Source organism: Palleronia rufa, assembly GCF_000743715.1.
Taxonomy (GTDB): domain Bacteria; phylum Pseudomonadota; class Alphaproteobacteria; order Rhodobacterales; family Rhodobacteraceae; genus Palleronia; species Palleronia rufa.
In genome coordinates this window covers 803,136-826,603 of the sequence record NZ_JQEY01000001.1, presented here as the reverse complement: position 1 = coordinate 826,603, position 23,468 = coordinate 803,136, and the positions used below count along the sequence as shown (strand labels likewise).

Here is a 23,468-nt window from a genome sequence, read left to right as displayed (position 1 = left end):
CTCATCAAGCGAGGCGACATGAGATCAAAGGCGACCGCACGCGACGTCGCCCGGGAGGCAGGCGTGTCGCTGGCGACCGTGGACAGGGTGCTGAACAATCGTGGCGGCGTCGCGCCCGAGAAAGAGCGACGCGTGGTGCTCGCGGCGCGGCGGCTGAAGCTCGACCGTGCGCTCGAATTCCGCGCCGCGCGCACGCTCAGGATCGGTGTATTCGTGCAGCCACCATCGAACCCGTTCCACGCGGCGTTGGCAGAGGCCGCCGAGCGCCAGAACCGGGGCCCAAACCCGTTCAACTTCGAGCTTTCCGTGCTGCATGTCGATCCTGCCGCACCGAGCCGCACGGCGCGGACAATCCAAGAGACAGCCGCCCGCTTCGACGCGTTGATCATCTGCGCAGCCGAAGATCCCGAGATCGTCGTTGCCTTGCGTAGCTTCGCGGCAACGGACAAGCCTGTAGTCGCGCTCGCCACGGATTTCGGGCCTGATGTTCCCCATATCTACGTCGGACCGGACGACTACCGCGCTGGGAGGGTTGCTGGACACCTGATGGGCCGATTTCTGGGCCGTGAGGGCGGCAAAGTGCTTCTCATAGCCGGGATGATGTCGATGATCGGGCAGAGACAGCGGCGCGAAGGGTTTCGCGCCGCGATCACCGAGGATTTCCCCGAAGTCGAAATTGTGGAGGAGGTTGAAAGTGGGGAGAACGGCGAGAGGGCCGGGCTACTTGTTGCGTGGACGCTTGCGCGGCACCCGGACCTCTGCGGTGTCTACAACGCCTCGGCGGGTGCGGCCGAAATCGCCGAGGCGCTGGCTCGCGTGCCTGATCGGGACCGATGTGTGTTCATCACCCATGAGCTGACCGAGGATCGTCGCCGTCTGCTGCGCGCCGGTGCCATCGACGCGATCATCGATCAGAACCCCGACTTAGAGTTGCGGATCTCGGTCGAGGCGCTGGCCGAACGTTTCGGACGCCTCGAGACCGGCCCCATGACCACGATCACGCCAGTCCGCATCCACACTCGTGAGAATTGCTGATCGACTGACCGTTTTCCTTGCGACATCTTCTGCATCAGCGTTAAGCTGTTTCTGCATCAGGAGTGATTGAATGTCATCAAGGCCCACCATCAAGGACATCGCTGCCGAAGCAGGGGTTAGCACGGCAACCGTGGACCGTGTCCTCAACGGGCGGGTGCAGGTGCGCGATGAGACCGTGCGCAAGGTGGCCGACGCAGCGCACAGGATCGGGTATCATGCAACGGGCCTAATCGATCAGCGGCTCGTGCCGACTATGCCGAAGATGACGTTCGGATTCGTGCTGCACAAAGGGAAACAGGAGTTTTATCGGAATTTCGCGCGCGAGATCGAACAGGCTGTCGCAAATCGCCGCGACATCCACGGCAAGGCAGTTATCCGCTACGCCGCCGATCAGAACCCGGAAAGCTTCCTGCAGGAAATCGACGCGATATCCGGGGAGGTCGATGCGCTGGCGAGTTCCGCGGTCAATCATCAGAATATCAATCGCGAGGTGCAGAGGCTGCAAGGCCAAGGAACTCCCTGCTTTGCCCTGCTCAACGATTTCGCCCAAGGAGTCCGCGAGAATTATCTCGGCCTCAATAACATGCAGGTCGGCCGTATCGCCGCGTGGCTCATAAGCAATACGCAAAGTGAGCCGGGCAAAGTGGCCGTCTTCGTCGGCGGTAGTCGATGGCACGGACATCAGCTGCGCGAGACAGGGTTTCGCAGCTATCTGCGCGAAAGCGCACCCGACTTCAGCGTTGTCGATACGCTTGTGAACCTCGAGACGCGCACCGTCACTCACGAGGCGACCATCGATCTTCTTGCGCGCCACTCGGATCTGCGTGGCATCTATGTGGCTGGCGGCGGGATGGAGGGTGCGATCGCGGCCCTGCGCGAGGTTCGGCCGCCAGGGAAGGTGTCTCTCGTGGTGAACGAAATGACGGAGGAAAGCCGTGCCGGACTGGTAGACGGCTATGTTACGATGGTGATTGCGACACCCCTCGCGCAGCTCTGTGCCGATCTCGTCGAGATGATGATAAGCGCTGTGAGCACGGGGTCTTCCGAGACACCGGGCCAACACTTCCTTGAGCCGAGGCTTTATCTACCAGAGTCAATTTGAGCAGAGTTTGATGTTTTTGCATCATTTCGCAGGCGTCGTGATCTGTCATAAATGATGTAAAATACATCGCGCTGATTGACCGAATCCTCGCCTTGTATCATGGATGTCCTTGCCGAGGAGACGTGGGGCCGAACCCACGGGCAAAGGGAGGAAACAGCGACGAGACCGTATCTGATGATGCGATTGCTTGTCGCTGAACTGGTGAGGCAAGCTCCTCTCCGACCTTAGGGCCATCCGCCTCCAAAGCACTTAATTGGCCGTTTCAGCGGCACGCCCGGCCAATCGGGATGATGGCTGGAAACCACAAGTGGGAGGAGACCCCGAGATGAAGAAGCTATTCGCCGCCACCACACTGGCGACCCTGATGTCCACCTCTGCCATGGCAGAAACGATCGGCGTCTCGATGGCGCTGTTCGACGACAACTTCCTGACCGTTCTGCGCAACGGCATGATCGAGCAGGCGGAGGCGATGGATGGCGTCGACATCCAGGTCGAGGACGCGCAGAACGACGTGGCTCGCCAGCTTGACCAGATCAACAACTTCATTGCCTCGGGCGTCGATGCAATCATCGTGAACCCGGTCGACACTTCTGCCACGCAGGCGATGTCCGATGCTGCCGCAAGCGCCGGTGTGCCGCTCGTCTACGTCAACCGCATGCCGGTCAACATCGAAACCCTGCCCGACAACCAGGCTTTCGTCGCCTCCGACGAGCGCGAATCCGGCACACTCCAGACGATCGAGATCTGCGATATTCTGGCCGAGCAGGGCACCGACCCTGCGCGGATCTACGTCATGATGGGTGAGCTGTCGAACCAGGCTGCCGTCGTGCGCACTCAGGACATCGACGACGTGATCGCCAACGACCAGTGCGCCGTCGAGATCGAGGAAATCGACCGCCAGACCGCAAACTGGTCGCGCGACGAGGCGCAGGACCTGATGACCAACTGGCTGTCGACCGGCGAGCCCTTCGATGCCCTGATCGCCAACAACGACGAGATGGCCATCGGCGCCCTTCAGGCGATGAAGGCATCGGGCATCGCCATGGAGGAAGTCGTGGTGGGCGGCATCGACGCGACCCAGGACGCGCTTCTTGCGATGGCGGCGGGCGAGCTCGACGTCACGGTCTTCCAGGACGCCGCCGGTCAGGGCGCAGGCGCGCTCGACGCCGCGCTCAAGCTCGCGAACGGCGAAGAGGTGGATCAGCGGGTCTACGTGCCGTTCCAGCTCGTGACGCCCGAGAACATGTCCGAGTTCACCACTAAGAACTGATCCGTGTTGGATCACCCCGGGTGCGTCGCCGACGCGCCCGGGACCTGCCGAGCCAATTCGTACATCCGAAGGAGGAGGGTCGAGATCATGGCCGAAGCATCGCATGGGATCGGAGGGCTGACGTTCGATACGTCGAAGCGCAGCTTGCCCCCTGAAGCGGGGGTTGCGATTGCCCTCGTTCTGATCGTTGTCATTTTTGAGCTGCTGGGACGGCTCTTGATGAACGACAGTTTCCTGTTCAACACCCGCGAGAACGTGGACGGTCTGTTCAACGTCGCCCGGCTGCAGATCATCATCCTTCAGGTCTCGATCATCGGGATCATCGCGCTCGGCGTGACGCAAGTGATCATCACCGGCGGGATCGACCTGTCCTCTGGCTCAATAGTCGCCGCCACCGCGATGATCGCCATGAGTTTCGCGCAAGTCGGCGAGATCAACGGTCTCGAGAACACGCGCGCGGTCTTCTTCGAGCAGGGGCTCGTCGATCTTCCGGTCATACTGCCGATCGCCGTGGGCATCGGCTGCGGTCTTGTCGCGGGGCTGATCAACGGGTTGCTCGTGGCCTATACCGGCATCCCGCCGTTCATCGCGACGCTTGGCATGATGGTGTCAGCGCGCGGTGTTGCCAAGTGGTGGACCGCCGGACAGCCGGTATCCTTCCCGACCGAAAGCTATGCCGCCATCGGTGCGGGCATGATGCCGGTGTTCATCTTTGCCTTCCTCGCGATCCTGTTTCACCTGATTCTGCGCCACACCGTCTACGGCAAGCACACCTATGCGATCGGCTCGAGCGAGGCGGCGGCGCGCATGTCGGGCATCAAGGTCGCGCGGCACAAGGTGCTGGTCTACACGATCGCGGGTCTTCTCGCCGGTGTGGCGGCACTGGTGCTCAGCTCCAAGAACCTGACAGCGCAGGCCGGCATGGGCATGATGTATGAACTCGATGCCATCGCGATGGCCGTCATCGGGGGCATCTCGCTCCAGGGCGGGCGTGGATCGATCCTCGGCACCGTGCTCGGTGCGATGATCTTCGGCGTAATCATCTCGGGTTTCACGTTCCTGCGCCTCGACGCGTACTATCAGGAAATGGTGAAGGGCGCGATCATCGTCGGCGCCGTGGTTCTCGATCAATGGCGCCAGCGCCGCGCTGCAATCGGAAAGTAAGGGAGGATACCATGGCAAGCGATATCCAGACCAATCTGTCAGGGGCCGAAGCGCCGAAGTCAGACACCCAATTGGGAGACGTGATCCTTCGCACCAAAGGCCTCACCAAGCACTACGGCGGCGTTCACGCGCTGGTCGACTGCAACTTCGAGATCCGCAAGGGCGAGCATGTAGCGATCATGGGCGACAACGGCGCCGGTAAGTCGACTTTCGTGCGCCAGATCACCGCGGTCGAACAGCGCACCGCCGGAAAGGTCTGGTTCGACGGGCAGTATGTCGAATTCGACGGTCCGCTCGAGGCACGCGAGGCAGGCATCGAGACGGTCTTCCAGACTCTCGCTTTGGCAGATCACCTGGACGTGCCGGATAACCTGTTCCTGGGCCGAGAAAAAACACGCTTCGACTGGCTCGGGCCGTTTCGTGTACTGGACTATAAGGGCATGCGCGAGGCGACCCGCCAAGGTCTCGAGAAGACGGGGGTTAAAATCCCCAACCTCTCGAATACGATCCAGTACATGTCGGGCGGCCAGCGGCAGTGCGTCGCGATCGCGCGGACGGCGACTTTCCATTCCAAGCTCACGATCATGGTTGAGCCGACCGCGGCGCTCGGCGTGCAGGAGACCGAGCAGGTCGAGAACATCATCCGAACGCTGAAAGAGCAGGGTGAGCCGCTCATCCTCATCAGCCACAACATGCGGCAGGTGATGGATCTCTGTGACCGGATCGTCGTGTGGCGACGCGGTCGCGTCGTTGCGAACCTCCGCAAGGAGGAGACCGACGGCCAGGACGTGGTCGCCTACATCACCGGCGCCAAGACGCAGCCGGAATACGCGGACGCTGCCTGACTTTCACCTCAACGGCCGGACCGAGATGTCCGGCCAGCCTGACCACCTGCCCGCGGCAAGGCCCTGCGCCCTGCCATTGGCCACCTGCATCCCGGAGGCACCCGAAATGAAGATCGCCCTCGACCCGTTCATGCACCGCCACCTCAGCCTCGAGGAGTTGCCTTCGAAGGTGGCCGAGCTTGGCTATGAACATATCGAGCTGAGCCCGCGCGCAGATTTTCTCGAATGGTTCAAGGCGCCGCGCGTGTTTCCTGACCGCATCAAGCGTTTCAAGAAGGCGCTTTCCGACGCCCATGTCGAGGTGGCGACACTCCTGCCGATGTATCGTTGGGCCTCGAACGACGAGGAGGAGCGCAAGGCAGCCGTCCGCCATTGGAAGCGCGCCATCGAGATCGCCGTCGAAATGGGCGTCGATACGATGAACAGCGAATTCGGTCGCGGCCCTCATCCTGACAAGGGCACCTGCTACTGCTGCCACACCGGCAGCATGATCGAAGCCTGCGAGGACGCGTGGTGGAGGTCGATGGAGGAACTGGTGCCGGTCCTGGAGAAGGAGGGCATCCAGCTCAACATCGAACCCCACCCCGAGGATTGGGTCGAGACGCTGCAGCCGTCGGTCGACCTGATCCGCACGGTCAACTCGAAGAACGTGCGCTTTCTCTACTGCACGCCGCACACCTTCTATTTCGGCGACGACACCGTGGCGATGCTGCGCGAGTGCGCCGACGTGCTCGCCCATGTTCACATCGCGGACACGTTCAACCACAAGGCCAGTTCGGGGCTTCGCTACATCATCAATCCGCCCGGCTCGTCTGCGCGCGTTCATCAGCACCTGAATATCGGGCAGGGCGAGGTGCCTTGGGATGATTTCTACAAGACTCTCGCCGAAATCGGTTTCGACGGGATCATGACCGCCTGCGTCTTCGCCTGGGAAGAGAAGGCCGACGAGAGCGGCAAGTTCATGCGCGCAGAGATGCAGCGCCTCATCGACAAGCATTTCAACTGAGGATCACGGAATGACCATTTCTCAGACTATCTCAGCCGACGTCGGCACCCGGCTTGTCCGCATCGGTGTCATCGGCACCGGCATGATCGGCACCGACCATACCCGCCGCATTCAGGAGGTCCTGACCGGCGCCGAAGTCGTGGGTCTTTACGACTACGCGCCCGCCAACGCCGAGAAGCTCAAGGGCGCGCACGCGCCGAACGCGCAGATCTTCGAAAGTGGCGAGGCGCTGATCGCGTCCGGCGACATCGACGCCGTGCTTGTCTGCTCGACCGGTTCCACGCACGAGCAATACGTTTTGGCGGCCATCGCAGCCGGCAAGCCGGTGTTCTGTGAGAAGCCACTGGCAACAACCGCCGAGGCCGCGAAGGGCATCGTCGACGCCGAGGTGAAGGGCGGCAAGCGCCTGGTTCAGGTCGGCTTCATGCGTCGCTTCGACCAGGGTTACAACATGCTCAAGCGCACGATGGAGGAAGAACTGGGCGAGCCGCTCATGATCCATTCCTGCCACCGCAACCCGGCCGTGCCGGAGCAATACGTGACGCCGATGGCGATCCACGACACTTTCATCCACGAGATCGACACGTTTCGCTGGCTGCTGGACGACGATTTCGTCTCGGCGCAGGTCATCTTCCCTCGCAAGACAAAGCATGCCCATGCCAAGGTCGCGGACCCGCAGATCGTGCTGCTCGAAACCTCGAAAGGAGTGCGGATCGACTGCGAGATATTCGTCAACTGCCGCTACGGATATGACATCCAGTGCCAGATCGTCGGCGAGGAGGGGGTCGCGAACCTGCCCGAGCCGATGGCCATCGCCACACGCAAGGAGGCGCGCCTTGGACAGTCGATCCTGACCGACTGGAAAGACCGGTTCAAATCCGCCTTCGACGCTGAGCTTCAGGACTTCGTTGACCGCGTGCCAGGCGGCACCACCGGCGGGCCGTCCGCATGGGACGGCTACGTCGCGGCGATCTCGTCCGATGCCTGCGTCGAGGCGCAGGAGACCGGCAAGATCGTGGACATCTCCCTGCCGGCGCGCCCGGCGCTCTACGACTGAGGGGGCCTCGTCATGGACTTTGCTATCAACCACATCTCGGCGCCGAAGCTCTCGGTTCAGGACTTCTTCGCGATGGTCCGGCGTCTCGGCGCGGACAAGGTCGAGATCCGCAACGACATTCCCGACGTGATGAACAATGTGGCGCCCGAGGACGTCAAGGCGGCGGCCGAGGCGGCGGGCGTGACGATCCTGTCGATCAATGCGCTCTATCCCTTCAACGTATGGTCCGGCGATCTGCCGGCACGGGCCGAGAAGATGGCCGACTATGCCGCCGCCTGCGGCGCCAAGGCGCTGGTGATGTGTCCGCTGAACGACGGAACGACAGTTTCGCGCGATGACCTGGTCGAGGCGCTGAAGAACATGGCGCCTATCCTGCGCGAGCGGGGCCTGACAGGCCTTGTCGAGCCACTGGGCTTTCCGGTCTCGTCCATGCGGACCAAGGCCGAGGCTATCGCGGCCATAGAGGCCGCGGGCGGCGCGGGCGTCTACAAGCTGATGCACGACACCTTCCACCATCATCTCGCGGGTGAGGCCGAGTTCTTCCCCGAATGGACCGGCCTCGTACATATCTCGGGCGTGACCGACGCGCGCGTTGCGGTGGACGACATGTTGGACGCGCATCGCGTGCTCGTCGACGACAAGGATCGGCTCGAGAACATCCCGCAGATCAAGGCCCTTCTGGCCGCCGGGTACAATGGCCCGATCTCCTTCGAGCCGTTTGCCGAGGAGGTTCACGCCCTTGACGATCCCGAAGCGGCGCTGCGCGAGAGCATCGGTTTCGTGACCGCAGGGGTAAAGGAAACCGCGTCGGCTCAGTGATCGGTGCGGACAGGCCGGGCGATATCCTCCCAAGGTCGCCCGGCCACCCGATAGACGAATGAAGGAAATGCGGACATGAAGACCCTTGATGTCATCACAATCGGTCGGTCCTCGGTCGACCTTTACGGCGATCAGATCGGCGGACGGCTCGAGGATATGGGGTCGTTTTCCAAGTATATCGGCGGCTCGCCCACCAACATCGCCTGCGGGACGGCGCGGCTGGGGCTGAAGTCGGCCGTCATCACAGGCGTCGGCGACGAGCACATGGGCCGCTTCATCACTGAACAACTGGCCCGCGAAGGTGTGAACACCGATGGCGTGAAGGTCGATCCCGACAGGCTGACGGCGCTCGTCCTTCTGGGCATCCGCGACCAGGAGCAGTTCCCGCTGATCTTCTACAGGTCTGATTGCGCCGACATGGGCCTGACCGAGGAGGACATTGACGAGAGTTTCATTCGCAGCGCCCGCGCGGTGGTGGCGACCGGCACGCACCTGTCACATCCCAAGGTCGAAGCAGCGACGCTCAAGGCACTGAAGATCGCACGTGAGGCCGGACTGCAGACCGCGCTCGACATCGATTACCGTCCGAACCTCTGGGGTGTCGCCGGCCACGGCGAAGGAGAGAGCCGCTTCGTCGAAAGCGCGGCCGTCACGGCCAAGCTTCAGGAAAGCCTGCATTACTTCGACCTGATCGTCGGCACCGAAGAGGAATTCCACATCGCCGGCGGCTCGACCGATACGATTGAGGCGCTGCGCGCGGTACGCAAGGTCTCGGGCGCGACGCTCGTCTGCAAGCGCGGTCCGATGGGGGCCTCGGCCTTCGAAGGCGACATTCCGGGCAGCCTCGACGATGGCCAGACCGGCCCAGGCTTCCCCATCGAGGTCTTCAACGTGCTGGGCGCCGGGGACGGCTTCATGTCGGGCCTTCTGAAGGGCTGGCTCGACGGTGAGGACTGGCCGACAGCACTGAAATACGCCAATGCCTGCGGCGCCTTCGCCGTCTCGCGTCACGGCTGCACCCCGGCCTACCCGTCGTGGGAGGAGCTGCAGTTCTTCTTCGAGCGGGGCATCGTGCGGCCGGACCTTCGCAATGATGTGGACCTCGAACAGGTTCACTGGGCCACGAACCGCGCGGGCGACTGTACCTCGGTCAAGACCTTCGCCTTCGATCACCGCGTGCAGCTCGAGGAGATGGAGGGCTACACCCTGGCAAAGGGGTCGGCCTTCAAGGAGCTGTGCCTTGACGCTGCGCTTCGGGTGCAAGACGGGCGACCGGGCTACGGCATCCTTTGCGACAACCGTATCGGCCGCTCAGCCCTGCACAAGGCATCGGGAACCGGGCTCTGGATCGGCAGGCCGACGGAGCTTCCTGGATCCCGTCCCATCGAGTTCGAGCCGGAGCTGGGTGATGATCTCGGCGGGCTGCGCGAGTGGGCCAAGGAGAATGTCGTGAAGCTTCTGGTGTTCTGCCACCCGGACGACGACGACAAGACGGCAGGCATGCAAGTCGCACGGGTCAAACGGCTGTTCACGGCCGCGCGGCGCAACAACCTCGAGTTCCTGCTGGAGATCATCCCGTCGAAAGTCGGCCCCGTCGACGACGAGACCTCCGCGAAACTGATCCAGACGTTCTATGACGCGGGAGTTTATCCCGACTGGTGGAAGCTCGAGCCGTTCAGGACCCGCACCGCCTGGCAGAACGCCGTCGCCGCGATTGAGCGCCACGACCCGCGGACGCGCGGCATCGTGGTGCTGGGCCTTGATGCGCCCGAGGCCGAGTTGGCCGAAAGCTTCCGGCTGGCGGCCTCGTTCCCGCTGGTCCGGGGATTTGCCGTTGGCAGAACCGTCTTCGGCCAGGTGGCTCGCGACTGGATGGCAGGCCTGATTGACGACGTCGATGCGATTGCGACCATGGCCGACAATTATACGCGGCTCTGCCGCATCTGGGACGACGCCCGCGCAGGCGCGAAGGAGGAGGTGGTCGCATGACCAACACGATCAAGCTCACGGCCGCGCAGGCCATGGTGAAATGGCTCTCGGTCCAGATGACGGAAGAGGGCGAGCGCTTCATCGAAGGTGTCTGGGCCATCTTCGGCCACGGCAATGTCGCCGGTATCGGCGAGGCGCTGCATCGGTACCGGGACGATATCCTGACGTGGCGCGGACAGAACGAACAGACCATGGCCCACGCAGCCATCGCCTATGCCAAGACCAAACGGCGGCGGAAGGCGATGGCCATCACCTCTTCCATCGGGCCGGGCTCGACCAACATGGTCACCGCCTGCGGGCTGGCGCATGTGAACCGACTGCCCGTCCTGATGATCTGCGGCGATGTCTTCGCAAACCGGCGCCCCGACCCCGTGCTCCAGCAGATCGAGGATTTCGACGACGGAACGGTCTCGGCGAACGACTGCTTCCGGCCGGTCGCGCGTTATTTCGATCGCATCTCGCGGCCCGAACATCTGCTGACCGCGCTACCGCGCGCGATGGCGATGATGACCGATCCGCAGAATTGCGGCCCCGCCGTGCTCGCCTTCTGCCAGGATGTGCAGGCCGAGGAATTCGATTACCCCGAGGACTTCTTCACGCCGCACACATGGCGCATTCGGCGACCGGAGCCCGATCCGCGCGAGTTGGCCGACGTCGCCCGGATGATCGCCGAGGCCGAGTGCCCGGTGATCGTGTCAGGCGGGGGCGTGCTTTATTCCGGAGCCGACGAAATACTTCGGACTTTCGCCGAAACCCACAACATTCCCGTGCTGGAAACCCAGGCCGGGAAGGGTGGCATCGCCGCGAGCCACAAGCTGAACTTCGGCTCGCCGGGCGTGACCGGATCGGGCTGCGGCAACGAACTGGCGGCAAAGGCGGACCTTGTCATCGGGGTCGGCACGCGTTTCCAGGACTTCACCACCGGCTCGTGGACGGTTTTCGGCCGCGAGGGGCGCAAGCTCGTATCGATCAACCTGCATCCCTACGACGCGTCCAAGCACCTTGCGACGCCGCTCGTCTCCGACGCGAAAGTCGCGCTCGAGAAGTTGACCGCAGCACTTGGCGCTCTGCGCTTCGACGCGCATGATCCGTCGGCACGCGAGGACTGGATCGCCGAGGTCGGCCGCGTCACCGCGGCGCCGGAGCCCGACACCAACGCATCGCCCACCGACGCACAGGTGATCGGCGCGGTCCAGCGCGTGGCGCAGGACACGACCGTTGCGATGTGCGCCGCCGGCACAATGCCCGGTGCGCTGCAAGTCCTTTGGCAGGCCGCGCATGGCGGATATCACATGGAATATGGCTATTCCTGCATGGGCTACGAGGTCGCGGGTGCGATGGGCATCAAGCTCGCCGCACCGGAGAAGGAGGTGATCTGCTTCGTCGGTGACGGCTCATACATGATGGCCAATTCCGAGCTTGCCACCGCGGCTGCGCGGAAGGTGCCCTTCACCGTCGTGCTGACCGATAATGCGGGCTATGGCTGCATCAATCGCCTTCAGATCGAATGCGGCGGGGCCGAGTTCAACAACATGTACAAGGACAGCGACGTCTGGCCGAAGATCGACTTCGTGGCCCACGCCGCGTCCATGGGCGCCCATGCCGAGAAAGCCGCCGACATCGCCGACCTGGAGCGCAAGATCGTCGAGGCCCGCAGCCGCGACGTCCCGAGCGTGATCCTGATCGAGACCGACGCCGTGCCCGGAACTGGGGCCGGTGGCCACTGGTGGGATGTGGCCGTGCCACAGACTGGCGGGCCCGACCGGCTGGACGATGCGCGCGGACGCTACAACGCGAACGCGGCGCTTCAGAGAACCTTCAACTGATCTGTCCTTCGGGAGACTTACCATGATCCTTTACGGCACAAACCCCATCGCCTGGTCCAATGACGACGACTGGTCGATCGGCGATCACCTGAGCCTCGACGACTGCCTGAGCGATTGCCGCGAGATCGGTTTCGACGGCATCGAGAAGGGGCACAAGATGCCCGACGACGGCACGGAGCTGAAGCACGCGCTCGGAGCCTATGGCCTGCGATTCGCCGCTGGCTGGTTTTCGACCAACATCCTGACAAACGACATCGAGACCGAGAAGGCCCGCCTGAAAGAGTGGATCGCATTTACCAAGGCGGCTGGCGGCGACCACATCAATGCTTGCGAGTGCTCGAACACGGTACATGGCAGCGACGGAACCCCGGTTAACGACCGCCCAATCATGACTGACGCCGAATGGGACCGCTTCTCGAAGGGCTACGAGGCGCTGTCGGCTTATGCTCATGAGCTTGGCATCAAGATGGGCTATCACCATCATATGGGCACGATCATCGAAAGCGCAGAGGACATCGACCGCTTCATGAAGATGGCGGGCCCCGAGACGCGCCTGCTGCTCGATACTGGTCACGCGTGGTTTGGAGGTGCCGATCCGGCCGAGATTGCGCGGAAATACATGGACCGCGTGAGCCACATCCACTGCAAGAACGTCCGTCCAGATATCGCGCAGGAGGTTCGCGAACAGGGCCTGTCCTTCCTCGAAGGTGTGCGGCGTGGCGCTTTCACCGTGCCCGGTGACGACGAGGGCGCGGTTGATTTCGGCCCGGTTCTGAAGATCGCTGGCGAACACGGCTACGACGGCTGGCTCGTGATCGAGGCGGAACAGGACAGCGCGGTGCGCGACCCCAAACACTACCAGGCTCTCGGGCTGCGTTCGCTGAAGCGGATGGCGGTCGAGGTCGGTCTCGATACTGCACATGAAACTGTTTGATCCAGACCATCCCTTCTTTGCCCCCGCCTGGCGGCGAGGGCTGATCGTCGCGCTCTGCCTGGGCTGGGCGCTGTTCGAGTTGATCACCGGCGCGGTGTTCTGGGCGATCCTCTTCGGCGCGCTCGGGCTCTGGTGCCTCTATGAATTCTTCCTGTCCCCCAAGGCCCGGGCGCGGGGACGCGACCGCGAGGACGATCGATGACCGACCTGCAGAGAAAACCCTTCGGAACGCATGGCAAGGTCCACGAGATCACGCCGCAATCGGCCGGCTGGCGCTATGTCGGCTTTTCTCTCTACCGTCTGCGTGCGGGCGAGACGGCCGCCGAGGCCACGGGCGATCGCGAGGTCATCCTGGTGATGGTCGAGGGCAAGGCCGCCATCACCGGCGCCGGCCAAGACTGGGGCGTCTTGGGCGAGCGGATGAACGTGTTCGAAAAGACGCCGCCCCATTGCCTCTACCTGCCGAACGGCACCGACTGGCAGGCCTTGGCCGAGACCGACTGCGTGATCGCGGTCTGCTCGGCGCCGGGGAAGGGCGGTCACGAAGCACGCCGCATCGGCCCGGACGGCATCATCCTCACCGAACGCGGCAAGGGCACCAATACCCGCCACATAAACAACATCGCGATGGAGGCAGAGGATTATTGCGACAGCCTGCTGGTGACCGAGGTCTTCACGCCCGCAGGCCACTGGTCGTCCTATCCCAGCCACCGGCACGACGAGGACGACTTCCCTCGCATCACCTACCTCGAAGAGACCTATTACCACCGGCTCAACCCAGCCTCGGGGTTCGGCATCCAGCGTGTCTACACCGACGATGGCGGGCTCGACGAGACCATGGCGGTTGCGGATGGCGATGTCGTGCTCGTGCCCCGCGGACACCATCCCTGCGGCGCGCCCTACGGGTTCGAGATGTACTACCTCAACGTGATGGCCGGCCCCTTGCGAAAGTGGCGCTTCGTGCCCGCGCCCGAAGTCGAGTGGATCATGGAGCGCGACGCGTAAACGGCGCTCCATTAAGCGCGAACGAACAGAGCGCGTTCGGCCCGCGCGGTCTGGTCGAGGAAATTGACCACCGCTTGAACCCGGCGGTCCGTCTTCAGGTTCTCGTGCCAGACCGTCCAGTAGCTGCGTTCCACCCGGACATCCGGAAGCAGCGGTTCGAGATCCAATCCGGCAACCATGAAATCGTGCAGCACGCCGATCCCGGCGCCCGCGCAAACCGCCTCGACCTGTCCGATCGCGGTCGCCACCTCGATGTTCGACCGCCAATCCGAAAGGATGTCCGAGGCATAGTTCAGCTCGGGCGTGTAGATTAGGTCGTCCACGTAGCCGACAAGATCATGCGCCCGCAGGTCCGCAACGCTGTCCGGCCGCCCCCGCCTCGCGACGTACCCCTTCGATGCGTAAAGCCCGAGCGTATAGTCGGTCAGCCGCCGGACGCGCAGGCGCCCTTTGTCGGGACGTCCCACCATGATCGCGATGTCAGCCTCGCGTTCGGACAGCGAGAAGCTGCGCGGCACCGGCACAAGCTGGATGCGAAGCGCCGGAAACTCCTCGCGCAAGTCGGCGAGCCGAGGAGCGAGGAACGCGCCGCCGAAGCCGTCCGGCGCCCCGATCCGCACGGTACCCGCCACATCGTTCAGCCCGCTGGCAGAGTCGAGCACACCGAGCATTTCGGCTTCCATCCGTTCGGCCGCGGCGAACAGCGCGCGCCCCGTCTCGGTCATGGTCGAGCCGCGCGTCGTGCGGTCCAGAAGGCGCGCGCCCATGGCCGCCTCGAGAGCGGCGATGCGGCGGCTGAGCTTTGCCTGACTGATTCCGAGACGCCGCGCCGCGCCCAGCATCTGCCCCTCGCGTGCCACGGCCAGGAAGTGGCGCGCATCGTCCCAATCCAGGGGCTTACGGCTGTTTACTCGATTCTGCATAACGGATTGCCTTTTGTGGCGATTTATATGCCGAAACGAATGAGCGATATAGAGGGCAACTGCAACCGAAGGAGGATACCATGACCGAGATCGCCCATTACATCGACGGCGCCCGCGTGGCCGGGACATCGGGCCGCAGCCAGCCCGTGACCGACCCTGCCACCGGCGAAGCGGAAAAGACCGTCGCGCTCGCCTCGCGGGAAGAAGTCGAGACGGCCATCACTTCGGCGCACGCGGCCTGGGCCAAGTGGTCCAAGACCCCGCCCTTGCGCCGGGCGCGCATCCTAGATCGGTTCAAGATGATCCTGTGGGAGCGCGGCGACCAACTTGCCGAAGCGATCTCGGCCGAGCACGGCAAGACTCATGACGACGCGCTCGGCGAGGTCACCCGCGGTCTCGAGGTGGTGGAGTTCGCCGTCGGCGCACCGCATCTCCTCAAGGGCGAGATCACCGAGAATGTCGGAACCGCGGTCGACAGCCACTCGCTGCGTCAGCCTCTGGGCGTCGTCGCCGGCATCACGCCCTTCAACTTCCCGGCCATGGTGCCGATGTGGATGTTCCCGGTCGCGCTCGCCTGCGGCAACACCTTCATCCTCAAGCCGTCGGAACGTGACCCGTCGGCGTCGCTCCTGATCGCCGAATGGCTGACCGAAGCGGGCCTGCCGGACGGCGTGTTCAACGTTGTGCAAGGCGACAAGGAGGCGGTCGACACGCTCCTGACCCATCCCGAAGTCAAGGCGATCAGCTTCGTCGGCTCCACCCCGATCGCGAAGTACATCTACGAGACGGGCACGAGGAACGGCAAGCGCGTGCAGGCGCTCGGCGGTGCAAAGAACCACATGGTCATCCTGCCCGACGCGGACCTCGACATGGCGGCCAACGCCCTGATGGGGGCGGCCTACGGGTCGGCCGGCGAACGTTGCATGGCGATCTCGGTCGCGGTGCCGGTGACCGATCAGGTGGCCGACGCGCTGATCGAACGACTGGTTCCAAAGATCGAGGCGCTGAAGGTCGGCCCGGCCGCGGACCGCGCGTCCGAGATGGGCCCGGTCGTGACGCGGGCCGCACAGGAGAAAATCCTGGGGCTTATCGACAAGGGCGAAGCGGAAGGCGCGAAGATCGTCGTCGACGGCCGCGGCTTCACCCCGCCGCAAGGCTACGAGAACGGCTTCTTCGTGGGACCGACCCTGATCGACGGCGTCAGGCCCGACATGTCCGTCTGGAAGGAAGAGATCTTCGGGCCCGTCCTGTCGATCGTGCGCCGCAAGGACTACGCTGAGGCGGTCGACCTGATCCATGCCCACGACTACGCCAACGGTGTCGCGGTCTTTACCCGCGACGGCGATGCGGCGCGGACCTTCGCGCACGATATCGAGGTCGGAATGGTGGGCGTCAACGTTCCGATCCCGGTGCCGATGGCCTTCCACTCCTTCGGCGGCTGGAAGCAGTCGCTTTTCGGTGACCACCACATGCACGGGCCGGAGGGCGTGCGCTTCTACACCCGTCTGAAGACCATCACTACCCGCTGGCCGTCCGGCGTGCGGGCCGCCGCCGAATTCGTCATGCCAACGATGGGATGAGCGAGGCGCAGAAGGGCTGGCCGCAATTCTTGCGGCCAGCCGAATGGATATACCATATTGAGGAAACCGCGGGAAGCGCGACCCCAATTCTATTCTGTTCAGCTTGCAATTGTATTCACTTAGAAACGCACGGATGGCGCTCTTGGAGGGTCGGACCGAAACCCAAGGCGTCAGAGACCTTCGGGCCGTTCGCGTGTGCGGATCATGTGCACAGGGCGTATCGGCGGGCTCCTCTGTATGCAAGAAAGTTGAAATCGCTTAACCCGCACCTTTTTTCGCCTCGCTTGCCAATTCTACGCCACAAGCCGCGGGACCACGCTCTCGACCAATCGCAGAAATCGTGAGTTGCATGCTCCCGCAACCAAATTAAACCTGCCAAACCAATCGGTTGGCGGGTTTTTGTTTGGCCAAACATTATTCCTGTCGGCCACTCCGGAAGCATACCGGAATCATCTGGTAGCGGGTTCTGGCGTACTTCTGGCCCGTTGGGGCGCCGCGGACGCAAACCTGCTGCAAGCGCGACGGCAACTTATTGTTCACTTGGGAACCACCCGCCCGTGGCTTGGCGCTCCCGATTGCTAGGACATTCCTGGGAGGTCGTTAGATGTTCAGTCCCGGACGATCACATAGACTCTCGCCGGTCTGCGCTCTTCATGGCAAGGTCGTTTCTGCGTGAGGTTCGGGATGGGGGACGATCATGCTGATCTCTCTTCACAAGCAGGCGACGACGACACCCAGGATCAGAGCTGCGATGCAGGCGAGCGATGAGCCGGCGTGGATGGTTGCGGAGCGCTACAGCATCTCCGAACAGACGGTCTGGAAGTGGCGCAAGCGGGATGGCGTTCACGACCACAGCCACACCGCGCACAGGCTGCAGACGACGCTGACCCCTGCCCAGGAGGCGGTTGCCGTAGCGTTGCGGAAGGCTCTGCTGTTGCCGCTCGACGACCTGCTGTCCGTCGTTCGCGAGTTCCTGAACCCGAACGTCTCGCGCTCCGGGCTGGATCGCTGTTTGCGGCGACATGGGGTGAGCAAGCTCCGCGACCTCACACCAAAGGCGCCGAAGCCTGCGCACAAGCCTTTCAGGGCCTATGAGCCCGGCTATCTGCATGTCGACGTGAAATACCTGCCGCAGATGCCGGACGAGCAGCGGCGACGCTACCTCTTCGTGGCGATTGACCGTGCGACCCGATGGGTCTTCGTCCGCATCTACCCAGCGAAGACGGCCGCCAACGCGCGCCGCTTCCTGCGTGACCTGGAGCGCGCCGCGCCGATGAAGATCACACGTGTTCTCACCGACAACGGCAAGGAGTTCACCGACCGGCTGTTCGGCCTGCGCAAGCGCGCGGCCACGGGCAACCACGAGTTCGACCGCCTCTGTGCCGACCTCGGGATCGAGCATCGCCTCGCACCACCGATGCGGCCGCAAACCAACGGCATGGTGGAGCGCTTCAACGGGCGGATCGAGGACGTCCTGCAGAGTCATCGCTTCCGATCAGGCGAGGACCTTGAGCAGACGATCCTGCGCTATGTCCGCCTCTACAACGGCCAGCTCCCGCAATCCGTCCTGAAGGGCAGAACGCCTATCGACGCCCTCAAGGACTGGCATCGCCAAAAGCCAAGGCTCTTCAAAAAGCGGCCATACAATCAAGCGGGATCTGACACCTAACTCTGTGTCCACGGAACCGGCAGCAGCTCATCCTCAGCATCTCTGCAAATAGGACCTTTTCCCTCGAGCGGACGTCCTGAATCACAAACCGCAGAAGTCACATCCTGTCCAACCGCCCTTCATCGTCGATCACCTCAAGCGAACAGCGTTCACTAGTCCAGTTCCATAGGACTAGGTTTAGGTCAGTGTCTCGCCCCCTTCGCGAAGCTTCGTACTAGCAGGCCAGCATAGCCCTCGGCGATCAAATCGCGAGCGAAATCCTGCGTCCGCACGGGCCGACCCTCCAGCATGGCAGAGCGCCAGCCGGAGTCGGCCAGCACCTCTTGGGTCATGCCGTACGTCGCAAGTTTTTCGGACTCTCGCGCGTCAAATACGGGCGCGATATCGGCCCTGTACGACACGAGGATCGTCGGCTGCAGGCTGCCGACCTGGTTCGCCTCGCGCAGCGCCGTGACGGGATCGAGCGCGGAATAGAGCGCTGGCGTGCCCTTGAGGTTGAACCGTCCGCCGTAGAGTTCCGCTCCGCGCCCGGACAAGGGCATGCGCGCATAGACGGGGTTCAGAGCGCGGTAGAGCGAGCCCCGATAGGCATCGCCGGTCAGCGCCATCAGGCGTAGACGCCCGCGTCCACCGCGTCGATGTATTCGAGCACCTGTTGCGCCTTGCCGTCCTGAACCAGCTGCATCGCGGTGCGTCCGTCGAACCCGGGCAACGGCTCCGACCGGTACCAGGCATAGGCGATGAGCGCCGAACCGAAGCGCGGTTCGACCTTGTTCAGGATCTCCACCAGTTCCCGCAGGCGACGCTGGGTCCTGTCCGAGCCGATCCGCGTGCGGCGCTGGAGCGCGTCCTTGCCCAGTCCGACCGTCATCGCCACCTCTTCGGCGGAGGTGCGCAGGGCCGCGGCGATACGGCGCGGCTCGAACTGACCGGCTTCGGTGAAATTCGCGATTTGCATGGCGAGCCTCTAACAGACATCCTGACGGTATATGGCGTTAAATTAGCCGACAAACAAGTGTGCCGCCTGATCCGTTTTCGGCTGCCAAGAGGCGACGTGATCCCACGATGTCACCGTCCCTCCCCTTCCGGCCGCCATCCGACCGGGTCGGCGACCCAGCGATCGATCTCGGACTCGCGCCAGCCCGCGCCATGCACGGAGATGCGGAGCTGGGCCGGAAAGGCGCCCTCGGCGATCTCGCGGTAGAGTGTCGAGCGGCAAGCGGATGGCGCGGTCGGGGTCGGGCATGGCCGTGCTGGCTCCTGCTGGGATGGTGTGACGGGCATTGGTCCCGTCAGGCCGCGCCGGGATGGGAGGGCAAGCGCGTAAGGTTCGGCGTAGGGCCGCCTCGTGCGAAGGGCGGCAGATCGGACAGGCGTCAAGGACCCAGGCCCCGGCTGCGGCCGAGGTCCGGCCCGTGGCTGACGGCGAGTTCCTGGCCGAGTCGCCCGGTGTTGCTGGAGATGCCGAGGACGCGCCTGCGGTTGGCGAGGACGGACTCAAGCTGCGGATCGCGCTGCGGGCTCCGGGCCATGTCGGTCATGGCCTTGCGGGCGGCGCGACAGCCCGCGTAATCGCCCGCGCGGTATTGCGCGCCGCTCCGCCGGTCCAGTGTCTGCCAGCGCTCCACGAAGCGGTCGGCGCGGGCGCGGGGACTGGTGCGAAGCTCGGAGTCGAGCTGCAGGGCGCGGATCGCGCGGCCGAGCTGTCCCTTGGCGGCGTCCCGCGCGAGGCTCGCATCGGATAGGCGGCCTCGGCATCGCGCCAGCCGTCGGGGCGCAGGGCGTCGATTGCGTCGCGGGCGCGGTTGAGGGTTTGCATCTGCTCCGGGTTGGCCTTGTCCCCCTGGGCCTGCGCCTCGAAGACGGCATGGACGGACTCGGCATGGCGGATCGCGCGCGGGCACGGGCCGGGCGCAGCGCGGCCTCGCGCGCCTCGGCGAGATCGTCGGGCCGCTGGCGCAGGTCGGGTGGCTCGGGGGCATGGCACCCGAAGTCGATGCCCCGGCGCGCGGCGAACCCCTTGGCCGGGTCAGTCCCGGCATGGTCGCGTGCCATGTCCTTCGCGCGCCCGCGCCCGAGGATGCGAACCAGCCGCTCAGGTGTCGCGAAGTCGTCGCGGCCGTCGTGCAGCTCCACCCCGTCGCGGCGCCGGGTGAGGGCGACGTAGCTGCCGTGCGCATCCAGCCCGGGCGTGGCCAGCACATGGGCGCGGTCCGCCGTCATGCCCTGCGCGTTTTGGATCGTGGCGGCGTAGCCGCGGTCGATCCGGTCGTGGTCCTTCAGGTCGAAGCGGACGGCGCGACCATCCTCGGTGCGCACGGTCATCGCTTGGCGGTCGATGTCCGCGATGCTGCCCAGCGTGCCGTTCTTCACGCCGAGTCCACGGTCGTTCTGCACGAACATCACGCGGTCGCCGGGGGCGAAGCTGCGTTCGCCGCGCTCGACCCTCGTGACGGAACGCCCGGCCGGCGATCCGTCGCGACCAGGCGTCCGGCACGGCGGCGAGGTCCGCCATGTGGCCGCCGTTGGTCCGAAGCCCATGGCGGACGAACGCGCGCCGCAGTGGAGGTGAAAGCGATGTCGGCCACCCACACCTTGTCCACGCCATCGGCAGGGAAGTCGCGACGGACAAGATCTTGGGCGGTCCGGCGCCCCAGCGCGTGAACGGAGGCGGTCACCGCCCTGCGCCTTCGGCTGACGCCCGCGATCGTGGCCTCGCGCATCAGCGGCGCTCCCCGCTTGCGGCCCGCATGACCCTTGGCACGCAGTGCGGCATGGATGCGCGGCGCGCCGTCGGTGCGATGGGGGACGGCATGAACGGTGCGGATACGGCGAAAAGGGCGGCGTCGCGTCTTTGCCGGGCCGACTGCGGGCGCCGAGCCACGCATGGAAGCCGGAAGGCGAGACACCCGGCACGCGAGCCATTATGCGGATGGGATGAACGGCCCGGTTCGTCCGCATCGGCTCATACGCCCGTTCGGGACGTCCTTCTGCGGACCAGGCCGCAGCCTTTGCCGGTATGTCCCGCTCTTGCCGAAGTTGGCGCACCTCACGGCGCAGGCGGCTCGACTCCCCGCGCCCGGCCGTTGTCATGACATCGCGGCGCGCGCCGTCGTCGGCATAAGCCCGGCGGACCCATCCCGCGCCCGATGCGGCGGCCGGCTCGAACGCGCGCGACAGTCCCTCACGCGTGCGGCCGGATCGGACGGGATCGACTGTCCGACGGACAAGCGGGGCGAAAACGGGACATCGCAGGCACCTCCGTGGAAACGTTCACTGTGCCCACCGAAGCGGGTCTACGCCAAAGGGCGGGTGCCGGCTGGCCATCCGGTGTCGCCGTGAATGAGCCTGCCGTCGAAGGGGGAAAGACCCTGGCCCCGGATCACGCGGTTGCGCGCGCGCCCTCGCCGGGATCGATGTCCGCTGGCAACGGCGCCGGCGGAACGTCCCGGATGTTCGAACCGTCGGCCCTGGTCGTCCGACCGGGCCGTGCCGGTGAAATTGCCCCGAAATCATCCAGCCCGGCCGAAAACGTTTTGACCATGACGATCCCTTTTCTTCATTCGGGGCCCTCACCATGTAGTGAGCATGAAGCACCTTGCGCTGATCCCAGCCCTTGCAGTTTCCGCATGCGTTAGCGTGGAAACTTCGCAATCCGTAAACGATCCCGCCGCCATTCAGCAGGCGCGGGGGGTCATCTCCTACAACCTCAAGGAACCCAGCAGCGCGCAATGGCGCAGCGAGCGGGTTGCCTTCTCTAGCGTGAAGCAGGACGGCGAAACGCTCGCGGGAACCGTCGTGTGCGGGCAGATCAATTCGCGAAACTCGTTCGGCGGGTATACCGGGTTCGAACCCTACTTCGTGGGCAAGTCAGGCGATCGCCCTGCGGTCTATTATGTCGGCAGCGTGGCTGCGGGGAAGTGCGCCCAACACGGTCTCTAGGAAGCGCGCCGCCAGTCGATCCTGATCCGCTCGGAGCACCGGCAGTTCACCGTCTCTGACGGCGGGGCATTCTCATCGTGCGGGTGGTCCAGCATCGCCCCGGTGACCGGGGACACGAACGGCTGACCCCAGCGGACTTCCGTGCCGTTCAGGGCCAAATGGCTGTCCCGCGTGAACTTGCCCGGCGTGGCGTCCCAGATCTTCGTCACCGCGTCAGGCGGCACCTTGCCGTCGTCAACCATCTGCTGCGTGGCTTCGTGGCGACCCGCGTTCATCGCCTTGTTGCCCTCGGTCCGGGCGATCACGTCTCCGCGATACTTGAGCATGCGGTCGCTGTATCGGCCGGTGATCTTGTCCACCATCGCAGCGTCCAACGGCTTGCCTTCCTCGATGGCCTTCCGCACCGTCTTGTCGAACCGCTTGTCCCGCAACGTCCGGTCGAAATAGCCCGCGTCAAGGTTGGCCAGTTGCTCCCGAGCCCGCCGCGAGGTCGTCGTCGTGGAGGATCCCGGTACCGCCCGGCAGTGCCTGCGCCCGTCGCGGCCGTCCCGCCTTGAGACGTCGCGGACGTCGCCGCCCGTGGACCGGCGGGCCGTTCGACGCGCCGACAGGTGCGATTGAACGCAAGGACCCTGTCAGCCCCAGGCCGGGTAGAAGTCCCGTTCGTAGAGCCTTTCGGCGCCGGGGGGCGGCAGGGACTTCTGGAAGGCCTCGCGCTCGGTGATCTGGGCGTACCAGCGCGCGACTTCCGGAAACTCGTCCAGTGCGGCGAAATGCCGGGCCATGTAGACCGCCTGACCGACGCAGACATCCGCCGCGGAGAATCCGCTGGTCAGCAGGTAGTCGCGGTTCTCGACCGGCGTGGACAGGCGCCCCTGGATGGCGGCGTAGCACTTGCGCAGCCGCGCGGCCTCGATCTTCATGATCACCGCAGAGCGCTGCGCGTCCTCGTAGAGCACGATGTGCTGCTGGGTCAGCGCCGCCGCGTGCTGGCTGATGGTTTCCGCGAAATGCAGCCAGACCAGGTAATCGGGACGGTCGATGTCGCCCGGCGGGCGGCCCAGCCCGTGCTCGGGGAAGCGCTCGCACAGCACCTCGGCGATGGCGCCGCTCTCCCACAGGACCTCGCCGTTCAGCTCCAGCGCCGGCACGCGGCCCGACGGGTTCAGCGACAGGTATTCGGGGTCGCGCAGGGTCCGGTCGAACGGGCGCACCCGCAGCGAGAACTCGAGATCCAGCTCATGGAGCAGCCAAAGCGTCCGCATCGAGCGGGTCTCATGGCAGTGGTGCAGGACGATCATC

The 23,468-nt window shown here is 64.5% G+C and carries 24 protein-coding genes and 1 pseudogene; 18 read left to right on the top strand and 7 right to left on the bottom strand.

Going from position 1 to position 23,468, the window contains the following annotated elements; translation table 11 throughout:
• Positions 1–18 precede the first annotated feature (18 nt).
• The 13 genes from KW83_RS03875 (at position 19) to iolB (ending at position 14,052) form a co-directional block, all read left to right on the top strand.
• Positions 19–1,035: a LacI family DNA-binding transcriptional regulator gene (locus tag KW83_RS03875; protein WP_036174578.1), complete on the top strand. Its 1,017-nt coding sequence runs from the start codon at positions 19–21 to the stop codon at positions 1,033–1,035.
• Between the two features lie 70 nt (positions 1,036–1,105).
• The gene (locus KW83_RS03870) at positions 1,106–2,137 is read left to right on the top strand and encodes a LacI family DNA-binding transcriptional regulator (RefSeq protein WP_036174575.1); all 1,032 of its coding nucleotides are present in this window, start codon (positions 1,106–1,108) and stop codon (positions 2,135–2,137) included.
• Positions 2,138–2,462: 325 nt separating this feature from the next.
• Positions 2,463–3,407, top strand: a complete 945-nt coding sequence (locus KW83_RS03865; RefSeq protein WP_036174572.1) for a sugar ABC transporter substrate-binding protein — start codon at positions 2,463–2,465, stop codon at positions 3,405–3,407.
• Between the two features lie 87 nt (positions 3,408–3,494).
• Complete coding sequence (locus KW83_RS03860; protein ID WP_036174569.1) at positions 3,495–4,571, top strand: ABC transporter permease; 1,077 nt, start codon at positions 3,495–3,497, stop codon at positions 4,569–4,571.
• An 11-nt stretch (positions 4,572–4,582) separates the two neighbouring features.
• Positions 4,583–5,416, top strand: a complete 834-nt coding sequence (locus KW83_RS03855; protein ID WP_081904433.1) for an ATP-binding cassette domain-containing protein — start codon at positions 4,583–4,585, stop codon at positions 5,414–5,416.
• 106 nt (positions 5,417–5,522) lie between these two features.
• The gene (locus KW83_RS03850) at positions 5,523–6,422 is read left to right on the top strand and encodes a sugar phosphate isomerase/epimerase family protein (RefSeq protein ID WP_036174566.1); all 900 of its coding nucleotides are present in this window, start codon (positions 5,523–5,525) and stop codon (positions 6,420–6,422) included.
• Between the two features lie 10 nt (positions 6,423–6,432).
• Positions 6,433–7,479, top strand: a complete 1,047-nt coding sequence (locus KW83_RS03845) for a Gfo/Idh/MocA family protein (protein ID WP_051928219.1) — start codon at positions 6,433–6,435, stop codon at positions 7,477–7,479.
• 12 nt (positions 7,480–7,491) lie between these two features.
• On the top strand, positions 7,492–8,298 hold the full coding sequence (locus KW83_RS03840) for a TIM barrel protein (protein ID WP_036174564.1): 807 nt from the start codon (positions 7,492–7,494) through the stop codon (positions 8,296–8,298).
• A gap of 75 nt (positions 8,299–8,373) precedes the next feature.
• On the top strand, positions 8,374–10,287 hold the full coding sequence (locus KW83_RS03835; RefSeq protein ID WP_036174561.1) for a bifunctional 5-dehydro-2-deoxygluconokinase/5-dehydro-2-deoxyphosphogluconate aldolase: 1,914 nt from the start codon (positions 8,374–8,376) through the stop codon (positions 10,285–10,287).
• Entirely contained in the window at positions 10,284–12,113 is a 1,830-nt protein-coding gene (gene iolD, locus KW83_RS03830) for a 3D-(3,5/4)-trihydroxycyclohexane-1,2-dione acylhydrolase (decyclizing) (RefSeq protein ID WP_036174558.1), read from the top strand. The genes KW83_RS03835 and iolD overlap by 4 nt, the downstream gene beginning before the upstream one ends.
• Before the next feature lie 22 nt (positions 12,114–12,135).
• Positions 12,136–13,047 (top strand): myo-inosose-2 dehydratase, encoded by a 912-nt coding sequence (gene iolE / locus KW83_RS03825; protein WP_036174555.1) that lies wholly within the window; start codon positions 12,136–12,138, stop codon positions 13,045–13,047.
• Positions 13,034–13,249, top strand: coding sequence for a hypothetical protein (locus tag KW83_RS03820; RefSeq protein WP_036174552.1), 216 nt, complete (start codon positions 13,034–13,036; stop codon positions 13,247–13,249). Before iolE ends, KW83_RS03820 begins: the two co-directional genes overlap by 14 nt.
• Positions 13,246–14,052, top strand: coding sequence for a 5-deoxy-glucuronate isomerase (gene iolB, locus KW83_RS03815; RefSeq protein WP_036174549.1), 807 nt, complete (start codon positions 13,246–13,248; stop codon positions 14,050–14,052). The genes KW83_RS03820 and iolB overlap by 4 nt, the downstream gene beginning before the upstream one ends.
• A gap of 11 nt (positions 14,053–14,063) precedes the next feature.
• Here iolB and KW83_RS03810 read toward each other — a convergent pair whose 3' ends face one another.
• Positions 14,064–14,975, bottom strand: a complete 912-nt coding sequence (locus KW83_RS03810; protein ID WP_051928216.1) for a LysR family transcriptional regulator — start codon at positions 14,973–14,975, stop codon at positions 14,064–14,066.
• A gap of 80 nt (positions 14,976–15,055) precedes the next feature.
• Here KW83_RS03810 and KW83_RS03805 point away from each other — a divergent pair, with 80 nt between their 5' ends.
• Positions 15,056–16,555, top strand: a complete 1,500-nt coding sequence (locus KW83_RS03805; RefSeq protein WP_036174546.1) for a CoA-acylating methylmalonate-semialdehyde dehydrogenase — start codon at positions 15,056–15,058, stop codon at positions 16,553–16,555.
• A gap of 697 nt (positions 16,556–17,252) precedes the next feature.
• Positions 17,253–18,224: an IS481 family transposase gene (locus tag KW83_RS03800; protein WP_036173691.1), complete on the top strand. Its 972-nt coding sequence runs from the start codon at positions 17,253–17,255 to the stop codon at positions 18,222–18,224.
• Between the two features lie 182 nt (positions 18,225–18,406).
• Here KW83_RS03800 and KW83_RS03795 read toward each other — a convergent pair whose 3' ends face one another.
• The 3 genes from KW83_RS03795 to KW83_RS19590 all read right to left on the bottom strand — a co-directional run bounded on the left by KW83_RS03795 (position 18,407) and on the right by KW83_RS19590 (position 19,508).
• Positions 18,407–18,832, bottom strand: coding sequence for an RES family NAD+ phosphorylase (locus tag KW83_RS03795; RefSeq protein WP_235191350.1), 426 nt, complete (start codon positions 18,830–18,832; stop codon positions 18,407–18,409).
• Positions 18,832–19,182, bottom strand: a complete 351-nt coding sequence (locus tag KW83_RS03790; RefSeq protein ID WP_036174543.1) for an MbcA/ParS/Xre antitoxin family protein — start codon at positions 19,180–19,182, stop codon at positions 18,832–18,834. The genes KW83_RS03795 and KW83_RS03790 overlap by 1 nt, the downstream gene beginning before the upstream one ends.
• A 110-nt stretch (positions 19,183–19,292) precedes the next feature.
• On the bottom strand, positions 19,293–19,508 hold the full coding sequence (locus KW83_RS19590) for a helix-turn-helix transcriptional regulator (RefSeq protein ID WP_152563460.1): 216 nt from the start codon (positions 19,506–19,508) through the stop codon (positions 19,293–19,295).
• Positions 19,509–19,639: 131 nt separating this feature from the next.
• On the opposite strand from KW83_RS19590, the gene KW83_RS20880 reads away from it, so the two are divergent.
• On the top strand, positions 19,640–19,969 hold the full coding sequence (locus KW83_RS20880; RefSeq protein WP_036174540.1) for a hypothetical protein: 330 nt from the start codon (positions 19,640–19,642) through the stop codon (positions 19,967–19,969).
• A gap of 235 nt (positions 19,970–20,204) precedes the next feature.
• Entirely contained in the window at positions 20,205–20,888 is a 684-nt protein-coding gene (locus KW83_RS21340; RefSeq protein ID WP_235191349.1) for a hypothetical protein, read from the top strand.
• Positions 20,889–20,917: 29 nt separating this feature from the next.
• On the opposite strand, the pseudogene KW83_RS21815 reads toward KW83_RS21340, so the two are convergent.
• Positions 20,918–21,112, bottom strand: a pseudogene (locus KW83_RS21815) (IS3 family transposase); the annotation flags it as partial.
• A 700-nt stretch (positions 21,113–21,812) separates the two neighbouring features.
• On the opposite strand from KW83_RS21815, the gene KW83_RS18995 reads away from it, so the two are divergent.
• Positions 21,813–22,166, top strand: a complete 354-nt coding sequence (locus KW83_RS18995; RefSeq protein ID WP_152563459.1) for a hypothetical protein — start codon at positions 21,813–21,815, stop codon at positions 22,164–22,166.
• Here the strand turns inward: KW83_RS18995 and KW83_RS03770 are convergent.
• Both KW83_RS03770 and KW83_RS03765 read right to left on the bottom strand, forming a co-directional pair.
• Positions 22,163–22,597 (bottom strand): phage minor head protein, encoded by a 435-nt coding sequence (locus tag KW83_RS03770; RefSeq protein WP_051928213.1) that lies wholly within the window; start codon positions 22,595–22,597, stop codon positions 22,163–22,165. The genes KW83_RS18995 and KW83_RS03770 overlap by 4 nt on opposite strands.
• A gap of 204 nt (positions 22,598–22,801) precedes the next feature.
• On the bottom strand, positions 22,802–23,467 hold the full coding sequence (locus KW83_RS03765) for a glutathione S-transferase family protein (RefSeq protein WP_036174993.1): 666 nt from the start codon (positions 23,465–23,467) through the stop codon (positions 22,802–22,804).
• Position 23,468 lies beyond the last annotated feature (1 nt).

What these genes read in the sequence shown, in the direction of transcription:
- KW83_RS03875 (WP_036174578.1), top strand. Translation starts at nt 19, where the DNA reads ATGAGATCAAAGGCGACCGCACGCGACGTCGCCCGGGAGGCAGGCGTG.
- KW83_RS03870 (WP_036174575.1), top strand. Translation starts at nt 1,106, where the DNA reads ATGTCATCAAGGCCCACCATCAAGGACATCGCTGCCGAAGCAGGGGTT.
- KW83_RS03865 (WP_036174572.1), top strand. Translation starts at nt 2,463, where the DNA reads ATGAAGAAGCTATTCGCCGCCACCACACTGGCGACCCTGATGTCCACC.
- KW83_RS03860 (WP_036174569.1), top strand. Translation starts at nt 3,495, where the DNA reads ATGGCCGAAGCATCGCATGGGATCGGAGGGCTGACGTTCGATACGTCG.
- KW83_RS03855 (WP_081904433.1), top strand. Translation starts at nt 4,583, where the DNA reads ATGGCAAGCGATATCCAGACCAATCTGTCAGGGGCCGAAGCGCCGAAG.
- KW83_RS03850 (WP_036174566.1), top strand. Translation starts at nt 5,523, where the DNA reads ATGAAGATCGCCCTCGACCCGTTCATGCACCGCCACCTCAGCCTCGAG.
- KW83_RS03845 (WP_051928219.1), top strand. Translation starts at nt 6,433, where the DNA reads ATGACCATTTCTCAGACTATCTCAGCCGACGTCGGCACCCGGCTTGTC.
- KW83_RS03840 (WP_036174564.1), top strand. Translation starts at nt 7,492, where the DNA reads ATGGACTTTGCTATCAACCACATCTCGGCGCCGAAGCTCTCGGTTCAG.
- KW83_RS03835 (WP_036174561.1), top strand. Translation starts at nt 8,374, where the DNA reads ATGAAGACCCTTGATGTCATCACAATCGGTCGGTCCTCGGTCGACCTT.
- iolD (WP_036174558.1), top strand. Translation starts at nt 10,284, where the DNA reads ATGACCAACACGATCAAGCTCACGGCCGCGCAGGCCATGGTGAAATGG.
- iolE (WP_036174555.1), top strand. Translation starts at nt 12,136, where the DNA reads ATGATCCTTTACGGCACAAACCCCATCGCCTGGTCCAATGACGACGAC.
- KW83_RS03820 (WP_036174552.1), top strand. Translation starts at nt 13,034, where the DNA reads ATGAAACTGTTTGATCCAGACCATCCCTTCTTTGCCCCCGCCTGGCGG.
- iolB (WP_036174549.1), top strand. Translation starts at nt 13,246, where the DNA reads ATGACCGACCTGCAGAGAAAACCCTTCGGAACGCATGGCAAGGTCCAC.
- KW83_RS03810 (WP_051928216.1), bottom strand. Translation starts at nt 14,975, where the DNA reads ATGCAGAATCGAGTAAACAGCCGTAAGCCCCTGGATTGGGACGATGCG.
- KW83_RS03805 (WP_036174546.1), top strand. Translation starts at nt 15,056, where the DNA reads ATGACCGAGATCGCCCATTACATCGACGGCGCCCGCGTGGCCGGGACA.
- KW83_RS03800 (WP_036173691.1), top strand. Translation starts at nt 17,253, where the DNA reads ATGCTGATCTCTCTTCACAAGCAGGCGACGACGACACCCAGGATCAGA.
- KW83_RS03795 (WP_235191350.1), bottom strand. Translation starts at nt 18,832, where the DNA reads ATGGCGCTGACCGGCGATGCCTATCGGGGCTCGCTCTACCGCGCTCTG.
- KW83_RS03790 (WP_036174543.1), bottom strand. Translation starts at nt 19,182, where the DNA reads ATGCAAATCGCGAATTTCACCGAAGCCGGTCAGTTCGAGCCGCGCCGT.
- KW83_RS19590 (WP_152563460.1), bottom strand. Translation starts at nt 19,508, where the DNA reads ATGCCCGTCACACCATCCCAGCAGGAGCCAGCACGGCCATGCCCGACC.
- KW83_RS21340 (WP_235191349.1), top strand. Translation starts at nt 20,205, where the DNA reads ATGGCACCCGAAGTCGATGCCCCGGCGCGCGGCGAACCCCTTGGCCGG.
- KW83_RS18995 (WP_152563459.1), top strand. Translation starts at nt 21,813, where the DNA reads ATGAAGCACCTTGCGCTGATCCCAGCCCTTGCAGTTTCCGCATGCGTT.
- KW83_RS03765 (WP_036174993.1), bottom strand. Translation starts at nt 23,467, where the DNA reads ATGATCGTCCTGCACCACTGCCATGAGACCCGCTCGATGCGGACGCTT.